The sequence below is a fragment of the Marinobacter sp. BW6 genome (assembly GCF_008107725.1).
Taxonomy (GTDB): domain Bacteria; phylum Pseudomonadota; class Gammaproteobacteria; order Pseudomonadales; family Oleiphilaceae; genus Marinobacter.
Window position 1 is genome coordinate 1,006,234 of record NZ_VIRN01000064.1, and the last position, 21,735, is coordinate 1,027,968.

20 protein-coding genes are annotated in these 21,735 nt (G+C 58.2%); 12 read left to right on the plus strand and 8 right to left on the minus strand.

The window, feature by feature from the left end; all coding sequences use genetic code 11:
• Positions 1-44 precede the first annotated feature (44 nt).
• From FMN52_RS13190 to FMN52_RS13200, 3 genes are read right to left on the minus strand one after another with little or no spacing between them, the layout of a single operon-like run.
• Positions 45-3,146, minus strand: coding sequence for an efflux RND transporter permease subunit (locus FMN52_RS13190; RefSeq protein ID WP_148609050.1), 3,102 nt, complete (start codon positions 3,144-3,146; stop codon positions 45-47).
• Positions 3,143-4,516 (minus strand): HlyD family efflux transporter periplasmic adaptor subunit, encoded by a 1,374-nt coding sequence (locus tag FMN52_RS13195; RefSeq protein WP_148609051.1) that lies wholly within the window; start codon positions 4,514-4,516, stop codon positions 3,143-3,145. The genes FMN52_RS13190 and FMN52_RS13195 overlap by 4 nt, the downstream gene beginning before the upstream one ends.
• On the minus strand, positions 4,500-5,138 hold the full coding sequence (locus FMN52_RS13200) for a TetR/AcrR family transcriptional regulator (RefSeq protein ID WP_148609052.1): 639 nt from the start codon (positions 5,136-5,138) through the stop codon (positions 4,500-4,502). Before FMN52_RS13200 ends, FMN52_RS13195 begins: the two co-directional genes overlap by 17 nt.
• Positions 5,139-5,347: 209 nt before the next feature.
• Between FMN52_RS13200 and FMN52_RS13205 the strand changes: the two genes are divergently transcribed.
• Positions 5,348-5,710 (plus strand): DUF488 family protein, encoded by a 363-nt coding sequence (locus tag FMN52_RS13205; RefSeq protein WP_148609053.1) that lies wholly within the window; start codon positions 5,348-5,350, stop codon positions 5,708-5,710.
• 175 nt (positions 5,711-5,885) lie between these two features.
• On the plus strand, positions 5,886-6,089 hold the full coding sequence (locus FMN52_RS13210) for a DUF2892 domain-containing protein (RefSeq protein ID WP_148609054.1): 204 nt from the start codon (positions 5,886-5,888) through the stop codon (positions 6,087-6,089).
• 218 nt (positions 6,090-6,307) lie between these two features.
• On the opposite strand, the gene FMN52_RS13220 is transcribed toward FMN52_RS13210, so the two are convergent.
• Positions 6,308-6,526, minus strand: a complete 219-nt coding sequence (locus FMN52_RS13220) for a cytochrome P450 (protein ID WP_205424928.1) — start codon at positions 6,524-6,526, stop codon at positions 6,308-6,310.
• A gap of 101 nt (positions 6,527-6,627) precedes the next feature.
• Between FMN52_RS13220 and FMN52_RS19800 the strand changes: the two genes are divergently transcribed.
• A complete protein-coding gene (locus FMN52_RS19800; RefSeq protein ID WP_162525033.1) occupies positions 6,628-6,840 on the plus strand; it encodes a hypothetical protein in 213 nt (70 codons plus the stop codon).
• A gap of 31 nt (positions 6,841-6,871) precedes the next feature.
• Here the strand turns inward: FMN52_RS19800 and FMN52_RS13225 are convergent, their stop codons facing one another.
• The 4 genes from FMN52_RS13225 to FMN52_RS13240 form a co-directional block, all read right to left on the minus strand.
• On the minus strand, positions 6,872-7,198 hold the full coding sequence (locus FMN52_RS13225; RefSeq protein WP_148609055.1) for a carboxymuconolactone decarboxylase family protein: 327 nt from the start codon (positions 7,196-7,198) through the stop codon (positions 6,872-6,874).
• A 9-nt stretch (positions 7,199-7,207) separates the two neighbouring features.
• Entirely contained in the window at positions 7,208-7,738 is a 531-nt protein-coding gene (locus tag FMN52_RS13230) for an SCP2 sterol-binding domain-containing protein (RefSeq protein ID WP_240339478.1), read from the minus strand.
• A gap of 68 nt (positions 7,739-7,806) precedes the next feature.
• A complete protein-coding gene (gene narL, locus FMN52_RS13235; RefSeq protein WP_148609056.1) occupies positions 7,807-8,466 on the minus strand; it encodes a two-component system response regulator NarL in 660 nt (219 codons plus the stop codon).
• A 17-nt stretch (positions 8,467-8,483) separates the two neighbouring features.
• Positions 8,484-10,343, minus strand: a complete 1,860-nt coding sequence (locus FMN52_RS13240) for a histidine kinase (protein ID WP_148609057.1) — start codon at positions 10,341-10,343, stop codon at positions 8,484-8,486.
• 181 nt (positions 10,344-10,524) lie between these two features.
• On the opposite strand from FMN52_RS13240, the gene FMN52_RS13245 reads away from it, so the two are divergent.
• From FMN52_RS13245 to FMN52_RS13285, 9 genes are all read left to right on the plus strand, one after another.
• On the plus strand, positions 10,525-11,793 hold the full coding sequence (locus tag FMN52_RS13245) for an MFS transporter (protein ID WP_148609058.1): 1,269 nt from the start codon (positions 10,525-10,527) through the stop codon (positions 11,791-11,793).
• Between the two features lie 122 nt (positions 11,794-11,915).
• The gene (locus FMN52_RS13250) at positions 11,916-15,659 is read left to right on the plus strand and encodes a nitrate reductase subunit alpha (RefSeq protein WP_148609059.1); all 3,744 of its coding nucleotides are present in this window, start codon (positions 11,916-11,918) and stop codon (positions 15,657-15,659) included.
• The gene (narH, locus tag FMN52_RS13255) at positions 15,656-17,230 is read left to right on the plus strand and encodes a nitrate reductase subunit beta (protein ID WP_148609060.1); all 1,575 of its coding nucleotides are present in this window, start codon (positions 15,656-15,658) and stop codon (positions 17,228-17,230) included. The genes FMN52_RS13250 and narH overlap by 4 nt, the downstream gene beginning before the upstream one ends.
• 10 nt (positions 17,231-17,240) lie before the next feature.
• Complete coding sequence (gene narJ / locus FMN52_RS13260) at positions 17,241-17,981, plus strand: nitrate reductase molybdenum cofactor assembly chaperone (protein WP_148609061.1); 741 nt, start codon at positions 17,241-17,243, stop codon at positions 17,979-17,981.
• A gap of 23 nt (positions 17,982-18,004) precedes the next feature.
• Positions 18,005-18,682 (plus strand): respiratory nitrate reductase subunit gamma, encoded by a 678-nt coding sequence (gene narI / locus FMN52_RS13265; protein WP_148609758.1) that lies wholly within the window; start codon positions 18,005-18,007, stop codon positions 18,680-18,682.
• A 181-nt stretch (positions 18,683-18,863) separates the two neighbouring features.
• Complete coding sequence (locus FMN52_RS13270; RefSeq protein WP_148609062.1) at positions 18,864-19,670, plus strand: peptidylprolyl isomerase; 807 nt, start codon at positions 18,864-18,866, stop codon at positions 19,668-19,670.
• A 331-nt stretch (positions 19,671-20,001) separates the two neighbouring features.
• Positions 20,002-20,751: a Crp/Fnr family transcriptional regulator gene (locus FMN52_RS13275; protein ID WP_148609063.1), complete on the plus strand. Its 750-nt coding sequence runs from the start codon at positions 20,002-20,004 to the stop codon at positions 20,749-20,751.
• 43 nt (positions 20,752-20,794) lie between these two features.
• On the plus strand, positions 20,795-21,181 hold the full coding sequence (locus tag FMN52_RS13280; protein ID WP_148609064.1) for a putative zinc-binding protein: 387 nt from the start codon (positions 20,795-20,797) through the stop codon (positions 21,179-21,181).
• A 36-nt stretch (positions 21,182-21,217) separates the two neighbouring features.
• Positions 21,218-21,619, plus strand: a complete 402-nt coding sequence (locus tag FMN52_RS13285) for a ribonucleotide reductase subunit alpha (protein ID WP_148609065.1) — start codon at positions 21,218-21,220, stop codon at positions 21,617-21,619.
• Positions 21,620-21,735 lie beyond the last annotated feature (116 nt).

Consider the following 21,735-nt stretch of genomic DNA (forward strand, 5'->3'; position numbering starts at 1 on the left):
TTGATTCCTTTTGTTTGCAGGTTTTGTACAACATAGCAGCGAAGCTAAGGGCTGTCAGGGTTAGGTGTTTTTGCCCAGCCCAAATCCTCAAGAATGGCGTAAAGCGCAGGTAACGCCACCAGAATCAGAACAGTGGAAATCAGCAGACCGAACACCACTGATATCACCAGCGGAATTACCGCCATGGCCTGTGTGCTGGTTTCTGCCAGCAGGGGTAACAGGCCCGCAACGGTGGTGCTGGTTGTAATCAGGATGGCCCGGAAACGGGCGCGGCTGGCGGCACCGGCAGCTTCTCCTGCGCTCATACCCTGTTCCCGGTAGCTTTTGATGAACTGCACCAAAAGAATGGCGTTGTTCACCACAATCCCTGCCAGTGAGGCCGCGCCTATCAGTGAGGGCATGGACAGGTTGTAGCCCATGATGAGGTGGCCCCAGACGGCGCCCATAAAGGCTACCGGGATGGCCAGCATGACAATGATCGGCTCCAGGTAACTTCGGAACTGGAACGATAGAATTAGGAAAATCCCCAGCAGACCAATCAACAACCCTCGGGCAATGGACTGGCCGGTTTCCTGCGAGCGGGCGGTCTGGCCCTCCACCTGCAGGCTGATTTCCGGCCACTGCTCGCGCAGTTTCGGGAACACCTGGTTCTGTAGGTCAGCCACGATGGCACCGGCGTTGGTTTTCCGTCCGTTAACATCGGCCGATACAGTGACGGTGCGCTGGCCGTCAATACGGGTGACCTGTGACCATTGCCTTTCCTCGGTGATGGAGGCCACCTCCCTCAACGGAACCATCTGGCCCTCGCCGGTGGTAATTACGGTATCTTCGAGGAACTGGCGTGTGTTGCGTTCGGCACCGGTCTGGCGCACCAGAATTTCAATGTGCTGGTCACCGATCTGTACCGTATCCACGATATCTCCCAGCAGTCCGGTGCGAATCTGGCTGGCGACTTCTGCGGCATTCAGGCCAAGGGACAGGGAGCTGTCTTTTAGTGTCAGGATCCGTTGGGGTTTGCCGGGGCGGAGATTATCCAGCACGTTGAACGTGCCGTTATAGCGGGCGATGTTCTCCCCCAGAAAACGGGCCGCGGCTTTAAGTTCGTCCAGATCGGTGCCCTGCAGGCGGACTTCGATGGGAACGCCCGCCGGTCCGAAACCGGGTTCCTGGATGTTCAGGGCGATCAGGCCGGGAATTTCGCCGATTTCCTGATACCAGCGGTCGGTCAGAGTGGCCAGATCCACGGTGCGAATTTCGGCGGTCAGCAAATCGGCCATGACAGTTGCCACATGGGCACCTTTCTCGCCGGCCCCGGCGTGCTCGTTGAAGCGGGTCTGAATGTTCTGTACCAGAGCCTGCTGGTCGGGCTGTTCCGGAGTGTATTGCTCATTGAGGCTGCGCATGGCCGAACTGATGCGGTCAGTAATGGCTCGCGTCTGGTGAAGGGGGGTGCCCTGGGGCATCAGTACCCGCGCCTCCAGTACATCGCCCTCAATCTCCGGCATGGCTTCCATGCGCACCTGGCCGCCGGCCATTAGCCCCACTGAACCAAGTATTATCAGCAGCATGGCCGCCAATACCAGGTATCGGAAACGGATAGCCCCGTCCGCCAGTTGCCCGACTTTTTCCCGGACCGTTTCAAAGCCGTCGTCGAACGCAGTGCGGAAGCGTGAAGGCGCGTGCTCGCGTTTTTTCCCCAGACCACTTTTGAGGTGGTGGGGGAGTATCCAGAATGCTTCGATCAACGAGGCCGCCAGGGCGGCAATCAGAACCACCGGAAGAACCTCCAGCACAGCCCCCAGTTCCCCGGAAAGAAACGCCAGCGGGATGAACACGGAAACCGTGGTCAGAAACGACGACAGCACCCCGGGCAGAATTTGATGCGTGCCTTTGACCGCTGCTTCCAGCGGGCTGAAGCCCTGGGTTGAGTTCTGGACGATGTTGTCGGTGATCACCACGGAGTCGTCCATGACGATGCCGATAGCCATTAGCAGGGCCACCAGAGTGATCATGTTCAGCGACAGACCGGTGAGGGCCATCATTATGAACGCCCCGGCAAAAGCGGAGGGCAGGCCGAACAGGGCCCAGAAGGCGAGGCGGGGGCGGAAGAACAGCGCCATCACCAGGCCCACCAGTAGCAGACCGGTGATGCCGTTACCCACCAGCATCTGCAAGCGGTCCCGGACGATGGATGTCATGTTCTGGGTAATCTCCAGCTCCACGGTGCCACCACGGCGGGCCTTTTCCTCATCAACAAAGGCTTGCAGCGAATCCATTACCCGCAGGGCATCGTCGTGCCGGTTCTTGTGGATCTCCAGAATAATGGCCCGCTGGCCGTTGAATTCCACCCGTTCCTCTTCCCGTTCATGGGCTTCGGTAATGGTGGCGAGATCGCCCAGGGTGAGCACTGCACCGGCTTCGCCGCCGATAATGGGGATCTCGGCCAGGGCTTGCAGTGAGCGCCGCTCGTCCACAAACCGCAACTGGATGTCCTGGCTGTTGGTTTCAATGTTGCCCAGCGGCATGTCCAGATTCTGCCTGTTGATGGCACGGGCGATGTCGGACACGCCCAGGCCGTACTGACGCAGCAGATCCCGGGAGACCTCGATGTGCCATTGGCGCTGGGACAGGCCAACGGGGATGACATCGGCGACGCCATTCATGGCGAAAAGCCGGTCTTCCAGCTCGTTGGTGTAAGCCTCCAGGTGGGGAAAGCTCATGGGCCCGTAAACCGCGATAGCAGCTACCAGGCTGGTGCGGTAAAGCTCGCGGATAATCGGGTCTTCGGCTTCCTCCGGCAGATCGGTTAGGGCCTCGATTTCAGTGCGAATATCATCCAGGAATCGGCCCATATCGCCCTGGGGCGCCATGCTGGCAATAGTCTGGGCCTGGTTGTCCCGTGCAGTGCAGGAGATTTCCTCCATGTAGTCCACACGCTGCAATGCTTCGCCAAGGCGCTGGCAGATGGCTTCTTCCACATCTGCTGCGGTGGCACCCCGGTATTCCATGGTAATACTGACTTCCGGTGGCAGGTAGTCGGGGAATGTTTCCCGGGGCAGGTTGGGCGCGGCAAACAGACCCATCGCCAGAATCAGAATCAGCAGCAGGTTGCCCGCGGTAGGGTGGCCGGCAAACCAGCGGATCATGGCTGGCCTCCTGCGGCCTGTTTCTCCAGCCACTGACGGGCCTGTTCATCAATCCCTGGGCTCAGTAGTGTGCCCTCAATGGCAGGAATCAGATCGTCCAGTATCAGCCGGTCTCCAGGTTCCAGCCCGCCGCTGATCACAGCAAGCTCACCTTGTTGCCAGGCCAGAGTGACCGGTTGTCGTTGCAGGCGGTTATCGTCGTCGGCCAGATAGACCACGCCCTGATGAATAGCGCTGGCTGGCACTACCAGCACGGGCTCGGGCGTCGGCACAGTGATCGTCGCCTGAACAAACATGTTTCTTACCAGCGGTGGCCGTGCCGGGGGGTTGGCATCACGGTATGGCTCTTCCACCGTGACTACGGCCTGAACGGTGCGGGTGGCCGGGTCAAGGCTGCCGGTAACGCGGGTCAGCTTGCCAGGCCAGTGACTGTCGGGTACACCGGTCGGCTGTACCGAGACAGTCAGTGACTCCAGTGGCAATTGCTGGTGGAAGTCGGTAAAGCCCGTAGCAGCCCGGTTGTGATCTGGCAGCTCAGGAACGCCTGGTAGCTGGAACAGCACGTTACGAAGCTCTGCTATCTCCAGCTGTACGGTGGCTTCGGCTGCGGTGATATCGTCTGCCACGAACAGGGTCTGGCCAGGATTTACCTGTTGGCCGGTTTCGATGTCGGACTGGTGAACCCGCATATCCCAGGGGGCTTCGAAACGGGTGTCTTCAAGGTCTTCTCGCGCATTGGCGAGGGCGGATTCACTGCGGGCCAGACGGGCGTCCAGGGTATCCTTGCGCACGGGAATCAGGTTGAGCTGGTTTTGCAGGGACTGCACCGCCTGTTGTTGCTGCAGGGTGGCCCGCTGTTGTTCATCAAGCCGGGTTTCCGAAAGGGCACCACGCTCCACCAGCGTTTTTGCCCGTTCCAGTTCCCTCTGGGCAAGGTCCAGCCGACGGTTTTCGAGCTCCAGCAGCTTCCGGATGTTCCGCTGTTCCTGGACCAGTTGCCGTAGTTCCGCTTCAATGCCGGCGATATCCGCTTTGGCCGACGCCTCAGCCAGCCGGTAACGGGTAGGGTCGATCTGCAGCAGGCGTGTATCTGCGGGGATCAGGTTGCCGCTCTCCAGATCCGGATGCTTCCAGGTAATGCGACCGCCCACGTTGGCCACAGCCTTCCAGCTCCGGGCTGGTAGCACCTGGCCATAACCACGGACTTCGGTGTGGACGGTCAGGGGTGTGATTTCAAGAATTCTTGCCGGTGTTGTTGTTGCCTGTTCAGTTGTTCGCTCCGGTGGCTGCCTTAGCTTCACCATAATCACCACAAAGACAATGCCGGCGATCAGCGCCAGGGCGAGTGTAAGTTTATTCTTTCGGGTCATGGCTGGTCTCCCTGAAGCTGGCGCTGAACAGCTTGAAAATGCGAGGCGCCGACTGCTCGATAGAGGCAATGTCTCCACCCACCATGGCCTGTACCACCAGCCCCTGGATGGCGCCAATATAAAGCACTGCGGCGGCTTCGGTGTCGATAGAGGGGGTGATGTGTTGTTGTTCAATGCCGCGATGTAGTAGTGAAACGATTTTCTGGCGGTAGAGGGCCAGAGTCTGGCGAATGATGCGCTTGGCGGGTTGGTTGCCCGGTTTCTGAAGCTCACCGAGCATCAGTCTCGGGATGCCTGGATGGCGAGCAATAAAACCGATATGTGCCAGAAACATGGCTTCCAGGGCTTTGTCTGCCTGTTCGTACTGGTCTGCAACACTGAATACCTGCGTTGTCAGCTGGCCCGCGACCCAACCAGCTACTGACTCCCACAGGCTGCTCTTGTTGGGAAAGTGCTTGAAAAGAGCTCCTTGAGACACTCCGACCTTTTGAGCAATGCGGGCCGTGGTCAGGCTGGATGGGTCCTGCTCCGCGCACAGATGCACCACGGCCTCAATGGTCTCGGACTGGCGTTGTTCGGTGCTCTGGTAGGCCCGTTTCCCGGGTTCCGGGGTGGTTCTCATCAGTGCCTCACAAAAGAAAGTAATTAATTACTTTATTCTGATGGCAAGAATGCGGGTTTGCAACCTGAGCGTATTAGTTTGTCAATCGGTGAAGTGCGAAGGGCCGCGAGTGATCCCTCAAAGTGGCAGGCTGACCCTTGACCCGCTTTTGCAAGCACAAAACTCAGGGAGTAGGGTCGGAGCTACTACGTCAGGATAGCGAGGGAACTATGGATATCCTCCTAAAAAGAGCCTATGACAGCGCCGACAGCTCAGACGGCCCCCGCATACTGGTGGATCGCATCTGGCCCCGGGGTGTCGCCAAGGAAGATGTCGACATTGCCCACTGGCTCAAAGGACTTGCCCCGTCTACCGAACTGCGCAAATGGTTTGGTCATGATCCGGACAAATGGCCGGAGTTTTGTGAGCGCTATCTGAAAGAACTCAAATCTGACCTGGCCGCTGAGGACCTGAATACGCTCCGGCGACTGCTTGATGAACACAAGCGAATAACGCTGGTATTTGCTGCGAAGGATACTGAGTACAACAATGCCATGGCGCTTCGGAATTTTGTGCTAAACGAACAGCTTTGAAACTGTCCGTTAACACGGCTGATTGCCAGAGTGTGCTGCTGACACCATGCCATCGGAAACCGGATGTCAGCTTGGCCAGTGTCATGGTTCATCTGCTTGAAAAATGATTTGTGTCATTGCCCAAAAAAGCGCAATGGGTGGATGGTATATCGTTATTCCCCCAAGGACGTGCGTTATGACAATTAATGAAGGTCTTCGCCTGATGGCAGGCGTGTTCACCCTGATCTCCATTCTGCTCGCCCACTACGTAAGCCCCTACTGGCTGCTGTTTACCGGCTTTATTGCCCTCAACCTTATCCAGTCTGCATTCACCAAATGGTGTCCGGCAATGATGCTCCTGAAAAAGATGGGGTTGAAAGAGGAAAAATCGGTTAACTGAGTGGTCTCATGGGAAACGCAGTCTGCTGTGTTCTGATCCTGCCAGATCGGGTTTTTGTTCCGTGAGCGTGCAAAGTACTCGCAGGATGGTGAGGCACTTATTCATGCATTCGAAGTGATAGCTGTCCATTTCCAGACCGTGGCCGCAGCCAACGACTACTGGAAATGATATTGACTATGGCGGCCAGCAGGGCCGCCGCTTTTTGACCGGAGCTGTACTTATCGTTTGCTAATGGTTACCGGCAGGTAGCTGAAGCCGACAGTCGGGAAAACCGACCGTTCGGGCTGATCTTCGGGCGCCGCTTCCAGGTTGACGATAGTGATCTTCTCGCCCGCTGGAATTGTCCTTCCGCCAATTTCCAAATCCCCAGTGGTAACTCGGCGGTTAGACATCAGCGGCGCGTTCATACGCAGTATTTCATCGATAGCGTCTGGCATTTTATGTCGGGATAGAGAGGAAGTGATGGCTGCAAACAAACCTGAAAACATGAAAGACGATATCTGGCTCCAGCACTTGAGGTGGCTGGATCTTGTCAGTGATGAGTGCAAATCCAACCAGGCAAAGCGACAGCGTGAGAAATCCAGAAAAAGGGGAGCCGGTAAACGTTAATGCTGAAGTGCCAATAGAAGCTCGCGACCGCCTGGCCTCTTTGCTTGCCAGGCAGGAAGTTCCGGGAATGGCGGCGCGTGTTAGTGGGGAAGAGGCCGGCACCCAGCATGCCGAGACATGCCAGGTTGGATATCGTCTTTGATTCGCCCGCTCGCACGGGCCGCGAGTAACCCTCAATCCTGACTGAGGGCTTCCTGAGCCCACTGCCAGGCGGCAACCGTCGCTGGAAAGCCTACTGAATTCATCCCCAGCACCAGCGCGTGCTCAATTTCCTTGCGTGTGATGCCCAGTTCCAGACTGCGACGAATGTGGGACTTCAACGCGGATTCGCGACCCGCACCAACGCAAACGCCGAGCTTTACCAAAGCGCGCATTTTTTCATCCAGAGGTCCGGCATCGGCAAGGGCTTCACCGAGCTGCTGGTGTGCCTCTTGAAGCTCTGGAAATCTTTCGCTGAAGGCAACGAAGGTTTTAGGGAGTTTGCTGTCGTGTTTATCCATTGGATTTTCTCAAATTTGGGGTTTGCTTTGCCGCCACGGGCGGCTCTTGAATCTTGCGTAAAGATAGTCAATCTTCACCTTCCACTCCACGCTATCGAGCAGGTTTTTCAGGTGCAGTCCCAGCTCGGTGTCGCCTTCAATAACCAGCCGACGCTGGAAAAACAACTGGTCGGGGTCCTGTCGACGTTCCGCCAGGGTTCTGAAGGCGGTCAGCGAGCCCCGGATGGTTGCCTCCCCGGGGCCGTCGATCACCCGTAGTCGGCCGGCCCAGAAGCCAATGGTGATGCCGGGTTGTCCTCCATTCACCTCCAGGCGAATACGTCGGCCTTCAAAGTCATCGAATTCTCCGTCGTCAATGGCCTGGGCAAAAATGCGGTTGAGCGGTGCTTCTGCAGCCAGCTGCTTGAGCGGCACCGGGATTCTGCGATCAATAGCGCCCAGCATGGGCACGGGGGAGGGCAGGTACTCTCGAAGGACGAAAAGCGTTTGCCCAATCAGGGGAGAGTTCAGGGAGGCAATGGAAGGTAGTGAAAAAGCCATGCTTTACTCCGGGCGGTCAGTGACCGGCACAGAGTAAAGCAAAGTGCTCTGGAACGATTTGATATAACTCAGCCCTTGTGCAGGCCCTCTTCCACCGCCCAAACGGCCACTTCCACCCGGGAGCGCAGGTTCAGCTTCTTCAGCAGATGCTTCACATGGACCTTGACGGTGCCGTCACTGATGTCTAGCTTGCGGCCAATCATCTTGTTGGACAGGCCTTCGGCGATCAGGCGCAGGATGTCCTTTTCCCTTGGGGTCAGGCTGTCGAAATCCGGGCGTGACGCCTGCTGGGGTTTGTTGGAGCGCAATGCCTGGGCCAGCAGCGTGGTCAGGCGGTCGCTGATCACCATTTTGCCGACCGCTGCCTGATGGAGCTGGGCGATCATGTCTTCAGGCTCCATGTCCTTCAGCAGGTAGCCGTCTGCACCGGCCCGGAGTGCCGCTACAACATCGTCTTCCTGATCCGACACGGTAAACATCACAATGCGGGAGCTGATGTTCTGTTCCCGCAGTTTCTTCAGGGCCTCAATGCCATCCATCTCGGGCATGTTCAAGTCCATGAGGATCAGGTCGGGCTCCAACTCGGTGGCCAGCCGAATGCCGTCGGCAGCGTTGCTGGCTTCTCCGGCCACGACCATATCGTCTTCCATGTCGATGAGCTGTTTGATGCCCTGACGGAGAAGCGGGTGATCGTCGATCAGCAGAATACTAGCGGGTGACTCAGACATCGATATCTCTCTTGTTTTCAGGCATTGGATGTTTCTGTGGGAATGAGATTGCGGCTTTTCGGAACAAACGACAGCGTCACTTCCACACCCCCTTCATCCCGGTTCCTCACCTCGACCTTGCCGCCCAGGGTTCGGGCGCGGTCCTGCATGATGATCAGTCCGTAGTGGTTAACGGGCTGGTCACTGCCGGGCAGCCCCTTGCCATTGTCCATGATTCTGACCCGCACTTGCGGTGACTCGAACAGGACATCCACGGTGATGTCCGTAGCATCCGCGTGCTTGACCGCGTTGGCCAGCCCTTCCCGCACAATCTGCAGGGTATGGATCTCTTCATTCGGCGACAGTGTGTGGGGCGGCAGATTGTACTGCAGCTCAACCGGCTTACCCAACCGCTCGGAAAACTCTTCAATGGTCTTTTGCAGGGCGGAGGACAGATCCGGCGTGTCCAGCTTCAGGCGGAAGGTGGCGAGCAACTCCCTGAGCTGACGATAGGCGCTGTTGAGACCGGTGCTGAGCTCGTCGAGAATCGCCTCGTGAATCTGCTGCTGGTCGCCGTCAATGTTGAGGCGGCGCAGTCGGGCAACCTGCATTTTCAGATAGGACAGCGACTGGGCCAGGGAATCGTGAAGTTCCCGTGCAATCACCGTGCGCTCTTCGGCGAGCGTCTGCTGCTGTTCCTCGGTGATTTGCCGCTCGAGGAAAATGGCGGTAGCCAATTGGTCGCTGAGGGTTTCCAGAAGCCGGCGTGACGTTTTGGAGAGACCTTCTTCGGCCGGGTACCAGACTTCCAGGGTGCCCAGCAGTTGCCCGGGTGTTCGGATCGGAAGCAGGAGCCGACGACCATCGTTGGATTCCACGGGAAGCTCGTCATAGGCCTCCGGCGTAACCAGGCAGGCATTACAGTGGTGATCACGACAGTAAAAGGGCCGCTCCCGGGAGGCCGTGGTGATAGCTTCCACCGGCTCTGCGGACGTTTTGTCATGAAGATAGAGTCGGATTGGGCCGATGCCCAGTAGCTGTTCAAGTTCCTGGAGCATAGGAATTGCGCCATGGCACAGATCGTGTTTGGCAAACAGGTCCCGGCTTGCGGAATGCAGGAGCTGAAGGGCCGTGTGGCTCTTTTCCAGTTCTTCCGTTTTCAGGCGGGCCCTTTCTTCCAGCTCGTAGTAGGTCAGCGCCAGCTCGCTGGTCATCTGGTCAAAAGCCTGGCCCAGCTGGGCCAGCTCATCGGACCCGGCCAGGTTGGCTTTTTGGGAGAAATCCTGTTCGCCAACGGCGTTGGCAATACCTACGAGTTTGCGCAATGGCCGCAAAATACGGTTCTTCAGATCGATGAACAGCGCCGCGATGATCAGGATGGAAAACGCCAGGCTGATAATCTGGATCAGGTGCAGCAGGTCAATGCGGGCTTCGGTTCGCTGTTCCAGCATATTCACCAGCTGGTCGACGTTATTAACATAGCTCTGGGTTGAGCTGAGCATGGCCTTGGTTACCGGCGTGCTCGGGTCGTGTTCCAGCAGGGCAGGCCGCAGCATGGTTGTCCAGGACTCCAGAATGGCCTGGTACTGGGTGGCGAGCGGGTGTTCGGGACTCTCCGGGATGGCTTTGGTGATACTGGAGTCAGACAACTTTGTCTCGTATTGGTCCAGCATCTGACCGATAGACTCATCCCTGGACTCTGACGTGACAGGACCCGCGCTCCGGGCGAGCAACTGGAAGGCTCCCATACGCAGCGCACCCGCCAGATTAATCGCGGTGGCGTTGCCTTCGATACTTTTCGACACCGCAAGCGTGGTCGCCATGCTGACAAGAGCTGTCACCACCACAGCGCCAACAACGAGGGCGATTCGGTTTACAAGCTGGCTTCTGGATTTCATTCAATCTCTTGCGCATCAATGCGTGTGACGGAGCGGGCACAATTATGCCTCGCACCAGGATTCCGTGATACCTCCTTGAGGATAGTCAATTACCCCAATGGTTGGTAACCCATCATAATCTTTGACCCTTTTATGATCAAAAGATGAAACTAAAAAGCAGGTTTCCAGAAGAGCGACAGTAATGAAGTCCGAAACGGATCGTGCAGATGACCGGCTGGCGTCATTGGCAGTGGTACTGCCGTTAGCAGTTGCTGGCTTTGTAGTCGCTGCCGGCTGCTGGACTCTGTTTGCGGTGGCCGGGGTCCATCTCCGCGCGGAACTGGATCTCAGCAACTTTCAGTTTGGATTCCTGCTGGCAATGCCGATGGCGGTCGGAGCGGCGCTGGCGGTTCCAGCTGGTCTTGCGGCACAGAAATTCGGCGCCCGCCGGATCATGCTGATCTGTCTTGCCGGGCTCGCGGCCTGCATGGTGATACTTCTGACCACCGATACCTTCCCCGGCTACCTCATTGCCGCGGGCGGCCTCGGGCTCGCTGGCGGATTTTACAGTGCCGGGCTGCAGTTCGTGACGGGGCACTGTGAATCCCCACGCCTGGGTCTTGTGCTGGGGGTGTTTGGCGCCGGCGTGACTGGCGCAGGATTCAATTACTATCTGGTGCCACTGTTCCATGAGGCCTTTTCATGGCACGGGGTGCCACTGGCCTATCTGATCGTACTGGTTCTGGTACTTGCATTGCTGGTCATGCTCACCGATCCGGAAGACGCCGAGGCGGACCCGACCGCCGAAACGTCAGTCCGGGTGCTGCTACACCGCATGCAGACGAAGCGGGCCGGTCAGCTTTGTGGCTATTTTGGCGTTGTCGCCGGCAGCTTCTTTGCATTGGCCTTGTGGCTGCCGGATTATCTGTCTTCACAGTTCGATCTGTCAGTGGATTCCGGCGCCCGTCTGGCTCAATGGTTTGTTATTCCCGGAGCCTTGGCCCAGATCGTGGGAGGTGGGTTCTCCGATCGATTCGGCAGTGCAAGGGTAGTCAGCCGGGCGCTGGTGGTCTGTCTGATCGCGTTGTTTGTTTTGTCCTACCCGCCCATGACGCTGTTTATCCAGGGCGTTGACGCCACGATCCGCGTTGAATTTGCTCTGCCCATGCAAGTAGAGGGTTTATTTGTCGTCACCCTCGGGCTGGCCATGGGCTGCACTATGGGTGGCCTCCAGCGGCTGGTTATTGTTGAAAACCGTTCGGTGGCGGCCTTTGTCGCCGGACTGCTTCTGGTGAGCGCGTGTTCCGTCGCTTTTGTGCTGCCAGTGATCTTCAGCAGCGTTAACCACTGGCTGGGCATCCGCAGCGCGGTCTTCATGATCCTCTTTCTACTGCTGCTTGTCTGTCTTTTCCTGTTTGCCCGGGAAAGTCGCCGGCATGAGCGTGAACACCTTCTCCATCCGGGGATATAAGCCGCCTACCCCCGGGGAGGTAGGAGCGGGTTATGAGGTAGTAACCACGCAGATTTCGCGGCTTTTCTCACACACAATGGTCTCAAATCGGAGCAACGATCCGGCAGACGGAGAGAGAGACCATGAGTCATTTGATCGATAAACTGAACTACTTCAGGAAGAAGCGCGAGCCGTTCGCCAACGGCCATGGCGAAACCCACGAAGTCAGTCGCGAGTGGGAAGACAGCTACCGCCAGCGCTGGCAGCACGACAAGATCGTGCGTTCCACCCACGGCGTAAACTGCACCGGCTCCTGCAGCTGGAAAATTTACGTCAAGAACGGCCTGGTTACCTGGGAAACCCAGCAAACCGATTACCCCCGTACCCGTCCGGATCTGCCCAACCATGAGCCCCGTGGTTGCCCCCGTGGTGCCAGCTACTCCTGGTACATGTACAGCGCAAACCGCCTGAAGTATCCGCTGATGCGCAAGCACCTGATGAAGCTTTGGCGTGCCGCGCGGATGCAGTTCAATGACCCGGTGGAAGCCTGGGCTTCTATCGTGGAAGACCCCAAGAAAACCGCTGAGTACAAGCCTCGCCGTGGTATGGGCGGATTCGTGCGCTCCAGCTGGGACGAAGTCAACGAGCTGATTGGCGCCTCCAACGTCTACACCGCCAAAAAGCATGGCCCGGACCGCATCATTGGCTTCTCGCCGATTCCCGCCATGTCCATGGTGTCCTACGCGGCCGGCAGCCGTTACCTGTCCATGATCGGCGGCGTCTGCATGAGCTTCTATGACTGGTACTGCGACCTGCCGCCGGCCTCCCCGCAAACCTGGGGTGAGCAGACCGACGTGCCGGAATCCGCCGACTGGTACAACTCCGGCTACATCATTGCCTGGGGCTCCAACGTACCCCAGACCCGTACCCCGGACGCTCACTTCTTCACGGAAGTTCGCTACAAGGGCACCAAAACCGTCGCCATTACTCCGGATTACGCCGAAGTCTCCAAGCTGTCCGACGAGTGGATGAACCCCAAACAGGGTACCGATGCCGCTCTGGGCATGGCCATGGGTCACGTGATCCTGAAAGAGTTCCATGTCGACAAGCCGAGCGAGTACTTCACCGACTACGTACGTCGCTACACCGACATGCCTTATCTGGTCATGCTGGAAGAGAAGGATGACGGCAGCTTCGTGCCGGGCCGCTTCCTGCGCGCCAGTGACCTGGTGGATGGACTGGGTGAAGAAAACAACCCCGAGTGGAAAACCATCGCCATTGATGAAGCCTCCGGTGAGCTGACTGCGCCTAACGGCTCTATTGGCTATCGTTGGGGTGAGAAGGGCAAGTGGAACCTGAAGCAGGCCGCCAAGGGCTCCGATGTAAACCTGCAGCTGTCCATGGTCGAAAAGCACGATGATGTTGTCGATGTCGCCTTCCCGTACTTCGGTGGCATCGAGCACGACCACTTCCAGCACGTGGAAATCAAGGACATCCTCAAGCACAAACTGGGTACCCGCAAGGTGCAACTGGCGGATGGCTCTGAAGGTCGCGTGGTTACCGTCTATGACCTGATGGTTGCCAACTACGGCATCAGCCGAGGTCTGGGCGAGGATGACGGCGCTACGTCATACGATGAAGTGAAGCCGTACACACCGGCGTGGCAGGAAAAGATCACTGGTGTTCCTGCAGACAAAGTAATCCGCATTGCCCGCGAGTTCGCGGACAACGCTGACAAGACCAAAGGCCGTTCCATGGTCATCGTCGGTGCCGGTATGAACCACTGGTACCACATGGACATGAACTACCGCGGTCTGATCAACATGCTGATCATGTGTGGCTGTATCGGCCAGAGCGGTGGCGGCTGGGCCCACTATGTTGGCCAGGAAAAGCTGCGTCCGCAGACCGGCTGGCAGCCCCTGGCCTTTGGTCTGGACTGGCAGCGTCCGCCCCGGCACATGAACTCCACCTCCTTCTTTTATGCCCACTCCGGCCAGTGGCGCTATGAGAAGTTGGGTGTTGACGAGATCCTGTCGCCATTGGCGGACAAGTCCAAATTCAGTGGCAGCCTGATCGATTACAACGTTCGTGCAGAGCGCATGGGCTGGTTGCCGTCTGCCCCCCAGCTGAACCGCAACCCTCTGGGTATTGCCGCAGAAGCTGAAAAAGCGGGCATGGAAGTGTCGGACTACGTGGCGCAGTCCATGAAAGACGGCTCCCTGGCCTTCGCCGCCGAGGATCCTGAAGCGCCCCAGAACCATCCGCGCAATATGTTTATCTGGCGCTCCAACCTTCTGGGTTCCTCCGGCAAGGGCCACGAGTACATGCTCAAGTACCTGCTGGGCACCAAGAGTGGCCTGCAGGGCAAGGATCTCGGCCACGAGGGTGGTGCAAAACCGAAAGAGGTCAAATGGCATGACGAAGCGCCGGAAGGCAAGCTCGACCTGCTGGTGACCCTGGACTTCCGCATGTCCACCACCTGTCTGTATTCCGACATCGTTCTGCCGACGGCCACCTGGTACGAGAAGAACGACCTGAACACATCGGACATGCACCCGTTCATCCACCCACTGACCGCAGCCACCGATCCGGCCTGGGAAGCGCGCAGTGACTGGGAAATCTACAAGGGCATTGCCAAGGCGTTCTCCAAGGCTACCGAGGGTCACCTGGGCGTCGAAAAAGATGTGGTGACTCTGCCGCTGCTGCACGACGCGCCGGCCGAGCTGGGCCAGCCGTTCGATGTGAAGGACTGGAAGCGCGGTGAGTGCGACCTGATCCCGGGCAAGACCGCGCCCAACTTCATCACCGTTGAGCGGGACTATCCGAACACCTACGCACGTTTCACCTCGCTCGGGCCGCTGCTCGACAAGCTGGGTAATGGTGGCAAGGGCATCAACTGGAATACCGAGAAAGAAGTGAAGTTCCTGGGTGAGCTGAACTACAAGCACATTGACGGAGCCAATGCAGGCCGTCCGAAGATTGAGAGTGCTATTGATGCCGCGGAAGTGATTCTGACCCTGGCGCCGGAAACCAATGGCCAGGTGGCGGTAAAAGCCTGGGCGGCATTGTCCGAGTTTACCGGCCTGGATCACACCCATCTGGCAAAGAACAAGGAAGAGGAAAAAATCCGCTTCCGGGACGTTGTGGCGCAGCCGCGCAAGATCATCTCCAGCCCGACCTGGTCTGGCCTGGAAGACGAACACGTGTCCTACAACGCCGGCTACACCAACGTTCACGAGCTGATCCCCTGGCGCACCCTCACCGGGCGGCAGCAGTTCTACCAGGATCACGAGTGGATGCGCGCCTTCGGTGAAAGCCTGCTGGTCTACCGTCCGCCCATCAACACCAAGACGGTCAGCAGCATGCTGAACCAGCGCAGCAACGGTAACGCCGAGAAAGCGTTGAACTGGATTACGCCGCACCAGAAGTGGGGTATTCACAGCACCTACAGCGACAACCTGCTGATGCTGACCCTGTCCCGCGGTGGGCCAATCGTGTGGCTGAGTGAAGACGACGCCAAAGAACTGGCCATCGAGGACAACGACTGGATTGAGCTGTTCAACGCCAATGGCGCCATTGCGGCCCGGGCGGTTGTGAGTCAGCGCGTGATGCCCGGCATGGTGATGATGTACCACGCCCAGGAGCGGATCGTGAACATTCCCGGTTCGGAAATCACCGGGACTCGAGGCGGAATCCACAACTCGGTCACCCGGGTGTGCCCGAAGCCGACCCACATGATCGGCGGTTACGCCCAGTATTCCTACGGCTTCAACTACTACGGCACCGTAGGTTCCAACCGCGACGAATTCGTGGTGGTTCGCAAGATGCACAACGTCGACTGGCTCGACGGTGAAGGCAATGACACTGTTCAGGAGGCTGTAAAATGAAAATCCGTTCCCAAGTCGGCATGGTGCTGAACCTGGACAAGTGCATCGGTTGCCACACCTGTTCAGTAACCTGCAAAAACGTATGGACCAGCCGTGAAGGCATGGAATACGCCTGGTTTAACAACGTCGAGACCAAGCCTGGTATCGGCTACCCGAAAGAGTGGGAGAACCAGGACAAGTGGAAGGGCGGCTGGATGCGTGACAGCTCCGGCAAGATCCGTCCGAAGATCGGTGGCCGTTTCCGGGTACTGGCGAACATCTTCGCCAACCCCGATCTGCCCCAGATCGACGACTACTATGAGCCGTTTGATTTCGATTACCAGCACCTGCACACCGCCGGCGATACCAAGCACCAGCCGGTTGCACGGCCGCGCTCGCTGATCTCCGGCCAGCGCATGCAGAAAATCGAATGGGGCCCGAACTGGGAAGAGATTCTCGGTACCGAGTTCGCCAAGCGTCGCAAGGACAAGAACTTTGACCAGGTGCAGGCGGATATCTACGGCCAGTTCGAAAACACCTTCATGATGTACCTGCCGCGCCTGTGCGAGCACTGCCTGAACCCGGCGTGTGTTGCCAGCTGCCCGAGTGGTGCCATCTACAAGCGTGAGGAAGACGGCATCGTCCTGATCGACCAGGACAAGTGCCGTGGCTGGCGGATGTGTGTCTCCGGCTGCCCGTACAAGAAGATCTACTTCAACTGGAAAACCGGCAAGTCCGAGAAGTGCATTTTCTGCTACCCGCGTATCGAAGCGGGCATGCCGACCGTGTGCTCCGAGACCTGTGTCGGCCGGATTCGCTATCTGGGTGTGCTGCTGTATGACGCAGACCGCATCGAGGAAGTGGCCAGCGCCCCGGGCGAGCACGAGCTGTACGAGAAGCAGCTGGAAATCTTCCTGGACCCGTTCGATCCGAAAGTGATCGAGCAGGCGAAGAAAGATGGCATTCCGATGAATGTGATTGAAGCCGCCCAGCAGAGCCCGGTGTACAAGATGGCGGTGGACTGGAAACTGGCCCTGCCTCTGCATCCGGAATACCGCACCCTGCCCATGGTCTGGTACGTGCCGCCCCTGAGCCCGATCCAGTCCGCGGCGGAAGCCGGTAAGGTCGAATTCGACGGCATACTGCCGAAGATCGAAAGCCTGCGGATCCCGGTGAAGTACCTGGCCAACCTGCTCACCGCAGGTGACGAGAAGCCTATTGTCCGGGCCCTTAAGCGGATTATGGCCATGCGCCTTTACAAGCGTGCCGAGACCGTTGAAGGCAAGGAAGACCTGCGCGCCCTTGAGGAAGCCGGTTTGACCAAGGCCCAGGCGGACGAAATGTATCGCTACCTGGCTATCGCCAACTACGAGGATCGCTTCGTGATCCCCACCAGCCACCGCGAGCTGGCGAAAGAAGCCTTCCCTGATGCCACCGCCCATGGCGAGCGCAACGGCTGCGGCTTCAGCTTTGGTGAAGGCTGCAACGGCGACAGCAAATTCAACATGTTCGGTGGCCGCAAACAGACCACCAGCATGGTCCAGAAGCTGTCGACCGTGAAGCAGGTTGACCCCAAACAGCTGCAGGAATAAGGAGGCGGAGATGCAACTTTTAAAAGTACTGGCACGGGTGCTTGAGTACCCGACCGAAGAACTCCAGGACTCCAAAGACGCCCTGATTGCCGCTGTCCTTGAGGACAGTCGGCTGCCGAGGCAGAACAAGGAGCAACTGCTGCGCTGTGTGGAGATGTTGTGCGATGGCGACCTCCTGGACATGCAGGAAAACTACGTCGGCATGTTCGACAAAGGCCGGGCCACGTCCCTGCTGCTGTTCGAGCACGTGCACGGCGAGTCCCGGGATCGTGGCCAGGCCATGGTGGACCTGATGGAGGAATATCGCACCAACGGTCTGGAAATCGACGCCAGGGAACTGCCGGATTACCTGCCGCTGTTCCTGGAGTACCTCTCCACCCGCCCTTGGGACGAGATCCAGAACTGGCTGGAGGATATCCACCATATCCTGGGCTTGCTGGGTGAACGCTTGTACCAGCGGGAAAGCTTCTATCACGTGGTGATGGATTCGCTGCTGACCCTCTCCGGGCGCGCAGCAAACCGCCAGGAGCTGGCCCAGATCGTCGCCTCGGAAGAGCGGGACGACACCCCGGAGGCACTGGATAAGGTCTGGGAAGAGGAAATGGTGAAGTTCGTTGATGATCAGGGCAGCTCCTGCAGTACCGGAAGCGTTGTAGGCCAGCGCCGCCGCGAACTGGAACAGACCCAGACCATTCACCTGAGTGATCAGCTGATGACGGACGCAACACCCCGTCAGGCAGGGCGCGCCTGAGGGCGCAGGAGGAAACGGAAATGATGTCCTATCTGAATACACTGATTTTCGGGGTTTATCCCTACATAGCTATCGCGATCATGGTGATTGGCACCTGGGCCCGTTACGACCAGGGCCAGTTCACCTGGAAAGCCCATTCCAGCCAGATGCTGCGCAAGAAAAACATGGTGATGGCCAGTGTGCTGTTTCATGTCGGCGTACTGGTGATCTTTTTCGGCCACCTGGTGGGCCTGCTGACTCCCCACGCGCTCTACGAGCCATTCATGACCCCTGGCACCAAGCAGGTGATGGCAATCGTGGTTGGCGGAATCGCCGGCGTGATGGCGATTGTCGGTGGCGGTATGCTCGCATGGCGCCGGCTGACCGACCCGCGCGTTCAGGCCAGCAGCACCTTTGCGGACAACATGATCATCGTCATCCTGGTCATCCAGCTGGCACTCGGCCTGCTGACTATCCTGCCCACCATGGGCCACCTGGATGGCAGCACCATGCTCAAGTTCTCCGCCTGGGCCCAGGGTATTGTTACCCTCCAGGGCGGCGTGGCCGGCTACATTGCCGACGTGCACTGGATCTACAAGACCCACATCTTCCTGGGCCTGACCATCTTCGTACTCTTCCCGTTCACCCGCCTGGTGCACATGCTCAGCGTGCCGGTGGAGTATTTCGGTCGGAAGTACCAGGTGGTTCGCAAGCGGGCGTAATGGTGTGAATTGAGGTGACGGTGAAGGTGTCGGATTACGCGTGGCGGGGCCACGCTAATCCGACCTACCGTAGGTCGGATTAGACGAAGTCGTAATCCGACAAATTCCCGAGCCCGAAAGACGAAACGTAGGTCGGATTAGCGAAGCCGTAATCCGACAACCAGATCAAAAGGTAACCATCATGCAACTGATCCCCGTTGGCGACGCCGAAAAACCCAGAAACCAGTTCCCGCCAGTCACCGTGGGTGAAACACTCATCGGCGAAGACGACATCGCCCGGGAAATGCAGCACCACCCGGCCGAAGAAGTCGCCGAAGCCTGGCACGAAGCCGCCACAAGCCTCGTTATCCGCGAGTTGCTTCTGCAACAGGCCAGTCGCCTGAAACTCGATGACATCGCTGATGAAGAAGACCGCATCGCGCGGGTACTGGAACTCGAGCTCAACGTCCCGGATCCCACAGAGGAAGACTGCGAACGCTTTTATAACGCCAACCCGGCCCGCTTCCGCAGCCCAACGCTGATGGCCGTCAGCCACATCCTCCTCGCCGCCGCCCCGGACGACGTCCAGGAACGCATCCGCCAGGAAGAAGCCGGCCACCAGCTGCTGTCATCTCTGATCGACGGACGCTCCCAGTTCGCGCAACTGGCCAAACAATACTCCGCCTGCGAATCCCGCCACCAGGGCGGCAGCCTCGGCCAGATCAGTAAGGGCCAGACAGTGGAAGAATTCGAGCGCCCCGTTCTGTCCCTGGAAGAAGGCCTGAACCCGGAACTGATCGAAACCCGCTACGGCTGGCACATCGTCCGCGTTGACCAGCGAATCGACGGCCAGCAGCTCCCGTATGAACACGTCAAACCCCAGATCCGACAGTACCTGAGCGAGAGCGTAACCCGCCGGGCATTCCGTCAGTACCTGCAGGTTCTGGCAGCGGAAACCGGGGTGGAAGGAGTCGATCTGGAGCTGCCGGACTCGCCACTAATGCAGTGAGCAGGATGATCTAAAGGTTAACTCCTTGGTTTGGAGGGTGGTGGGCCGGTTAGCTTTCCAAAACTGTGCGGAGCCATGGATGGCGGAGCCCAAGCGCCACACGGATGTGCCGCAAGGAGCGTGTTTTGGAAAGCTAACCGGCCCACCATCCTGTGCTCCAAAGTTAAAACTTCTGGTCCGCAAATAGTTAGTAACAAAACACTTTGAGTTAGATCAATTACTCCCGAATAACCCCCCAACTACCCCCATGGGGGGAGCGATTTTTAACCGGTATCCTTCTACTATTTAAAACATGATTTCGAATGCATGAATATGCAGAGAGGATACTCCAATGGCACTGACCCAAACGGCCGAAACCCGCTACACCAAGCCCGTTCTCGTCGCTGTAAATAAACCCTTTGACGACGAAGACGGTCTCCAGGCCCTGCGCAGCCATCCACTGTTCTCGGAACTCAATGGCAAAGACCTGCAGCACCTGATCCAGCAATCCCGAAGAATCCGACTTGGCCATCACCAGCTGCTCTATCGCCAGGACATGCCAGCGCACCATTTCTTCTTCGTGATCTCCGGCCGCCTGCGTCTTTACCGCCTGGACTCCTCCGGCATTGACCGGACCCTCGACAGCATCGCCCCTGGTGACTGTTTCGCCGAAGTCATGATCTACGCCGATCCGCCCCGGTATGCCTGCTATGCAGAAGCCCTGAAGTCCAGCGAGGTGCTGATGATCCCGGTCAAAGCCTACCAGGACATGCTGGAAAGCAATCCCGGATACGCCCAGGCAGCCCTGCGGCATTACGCCAAGCGCGCGGTTTCCAGATTCCATGACCTGGAAATCATGACCGTCCAGAGCGCCCGTGACCGCCTGATCCGCTACCTGATCGACCTGCTGCCCAACGGTGCAGAGGAGGGTGGAGAAGTAGAGTTGCCGCTACCCAAGTGTCTGGTGGCCTCCAGGCTGGCCATGCAGCCGGAAACCTTCTCCCGAATTCTGGCGGATCTGAAGGCCAACGGCCTGGTGCGGGTCAACCGCAGCCGGCTGTTCATTTCGGATCCCCGTCGGTTGATCGAAATCAGCCAGTAATAGCCCACACTCAGGCCTCCAGGCTCCCGGACAAGGAGGAAGCGTGACAGCAAGAAAGCAACGACCGCTGATCTATTCATGTTCCGGCTGTTCCGATGTGGCGCAGCTGGCCAACAATGTAGCCGTGCGGCTGGATCACGCCGGTGAATTCGAAATGTCCTGCATCTCCGGTGTTGGCGGCAAGGTGCCGTCACTGGTGAAAACCGCCAGATCCGGTCGCCCGATCACCGTGATTGATGGCTGCCCCCTGCATTGTGCTCGGGCCTGCCTGAAGAATATCGGTGTCGAGCCCGATGAGCATGTCCGGCTTTACGACTTCGGCTTCAAGAAACACTATGGACAGAGCTACGGCGAAGACGCCGTGGAAGACGTTTGCGACGAAGTTCGCAGGCTCACCTCGTCCGACCAGCTCATTGCCCGCCAGGCGTAAATCGCAGCGGCCCCGTATCAGTAAGGATTTATCAAAATGATCAGCAGTTACAGTGACCTGATTCAGGCCTCCCGCAGTCAGCAGGAAGCCCAGCGGCTGTTATTCGTATTTTGCCGGGCGGAATTGCCCGATGATGCTTCAGCCGAAGAAAGAGCGGCCTTTGAACGGGGTGAGGGCGGCGCGTTGACACCAGTGATCTGTGTGGACAAGACGCCCGATGAAGCGCCGGATTTTGAGGCGCTTGCTGAAGAATCCCGGGCCACGGGCCAACCCTGGGACGTTGTTTTCGTTGCCGCCATGTCCGGCCGCGGCGGCACGCCCCCATCCACCGATGAGGCGCAGCAGCCGCTGACCATGATGGTGGAGTCCATCCGCCTCGGCCATATCAGTAATTACCTCCCGCTCGATTCACAAGGAAACGCTGTCAGCCTGGGCTGACAGCGAGAATCCGATCAGTTCCTCCGCCAGGTGTATTCAATAAGAGGTATTTGATTTTCCTCTAATTTGCCTAGGCTAGAGCAATAAGGCGCTTTTCTCAGGGAGTCTTCTGTGTC

Coding starts and splice junctions, on each gene's coding strand:
- FMN52_RS13230 (WP_240339478.1), bottom strand. CDS start 7,738: ATGGCTTTTTCACTACCTTCCATTGCCTCCCTGAACTCTCCCCTGATT.
- FMN52_RS13250 (WP_148609059.1), top strand. CDS start 11,916: ATGAGTCATTTGATCGATAAACTGAACTACTTCAGGAAGAAGCGCGAG.
- FMN52_RS13275 (WP_148609063.1), top strand. CDS start 20,002: ATGGCACTGACCCAAACGGCCGAAACCCGCTACACCAAGCCCGTTCTC.
- FMN52_RS19800 (WP_162525033.1), top strand. CDS start 6,628: ATGAGTGCAAATCCAACCAGGCAAAGCGACAGCGTGAGAAATCCAGAA.
- narI (WP_148609758.1), top strand. CDS start 18,005: ATGTCCTATCTGAATACACTGATTTTCGGGGTTTATCCCTACATAGCT.
- narJ (WP_148609061.1), top strand. CDS start 17,241: ATGCAACTTTTAAAAGTACTGGCACGGGTGCTTGAGTACCCGACCGAA.
- FMN52_RS13240 (WP_148609057.1), bottom strand. CDS start 10,343: ATGAAATCCAGAAGCCAGCTTGTAAACCGAATCGCCCTCGTTGTTGGC.
- FMN52_RS13245 (WP_148609058.1), top strand. CDS start 10,525: ATGAAGTCCGAAACGGATCGTGCAGATGACCGGCTGGCGTCATTGGCA.
- FMN52_RS13200 (WP_148609052.1), bottom strand. CDS start 5,138: ATGAGAACCACCCCGGAACCCGGGAAACGGGCCTACCAGAGCACCGAA.
- FMN52_RS13285 (WP_148609065.1), top strand. CDS start 21,218: ATGATCAGCAGTTACAGTGACCTGATTCAGGCCTCCCGCAGTCAGCAG.
- FMN52_RS13210 (WP_148609054.1), top strand. CDS start 5,886: ATGACAATTAATGAAGGTCTTCGCCTGATGGCAGGCGTGTTCACCCTG.
- FMN52_RS13270 (WP_148609062.1), top strand. CDS start 18,864: ATGCAACTGATCCCCGTTGGCGACGCCGAAAAACCCAGAAACCAGTTC.
- narH (WP_148609060.1), top strand. CDS start 15,656: ATGAAAATCCGTTCCCAAGTCGGCATGGTGCTGAACCTGGACAAGTGC.
- narL (WP_148609056.1), bottom strand. CDS start 8,466: ATGTCTGAGTCACCCGCTAGTATTCTGCTGATCGACGATCACCCGCTT.
- FMN52_RS13195 (WP_148609051.1), bottom strand. CDS start 4,516: ATGACCCGAAAGAATAAACTTACACTCGCCCTGGCGCTGATCGCCGGC.
- FMN52_RS13220 (WP_205424928.1), bottom strand. CDS start 6,526: ATGCCAGACGCTATCGATGAAATACTGCGTATGAACGCGCCGCTGATG.
- FMN52_RS13225 (WP_148609055.1), bottom strand. CDS start 7,198: ATGGATAAACACGACAGCAAACTCCCTAAAACCTTCGTTGCCTTCAGC.
- FMN52_RS13190 (WP_148609050.1), bottom strand. CDS start 3,146: ATGATCCGCTGGTTTGCCGGCCACCCTACCGCGGGCAACCTGCTGCTG.
- FMN52_RS13205 (WP_148609053.1), top strand. CDS start 5,348: ATGGATATCCTCCTAAAAAGAGCCTATGACAGCGCCGACAGCTCAGAC.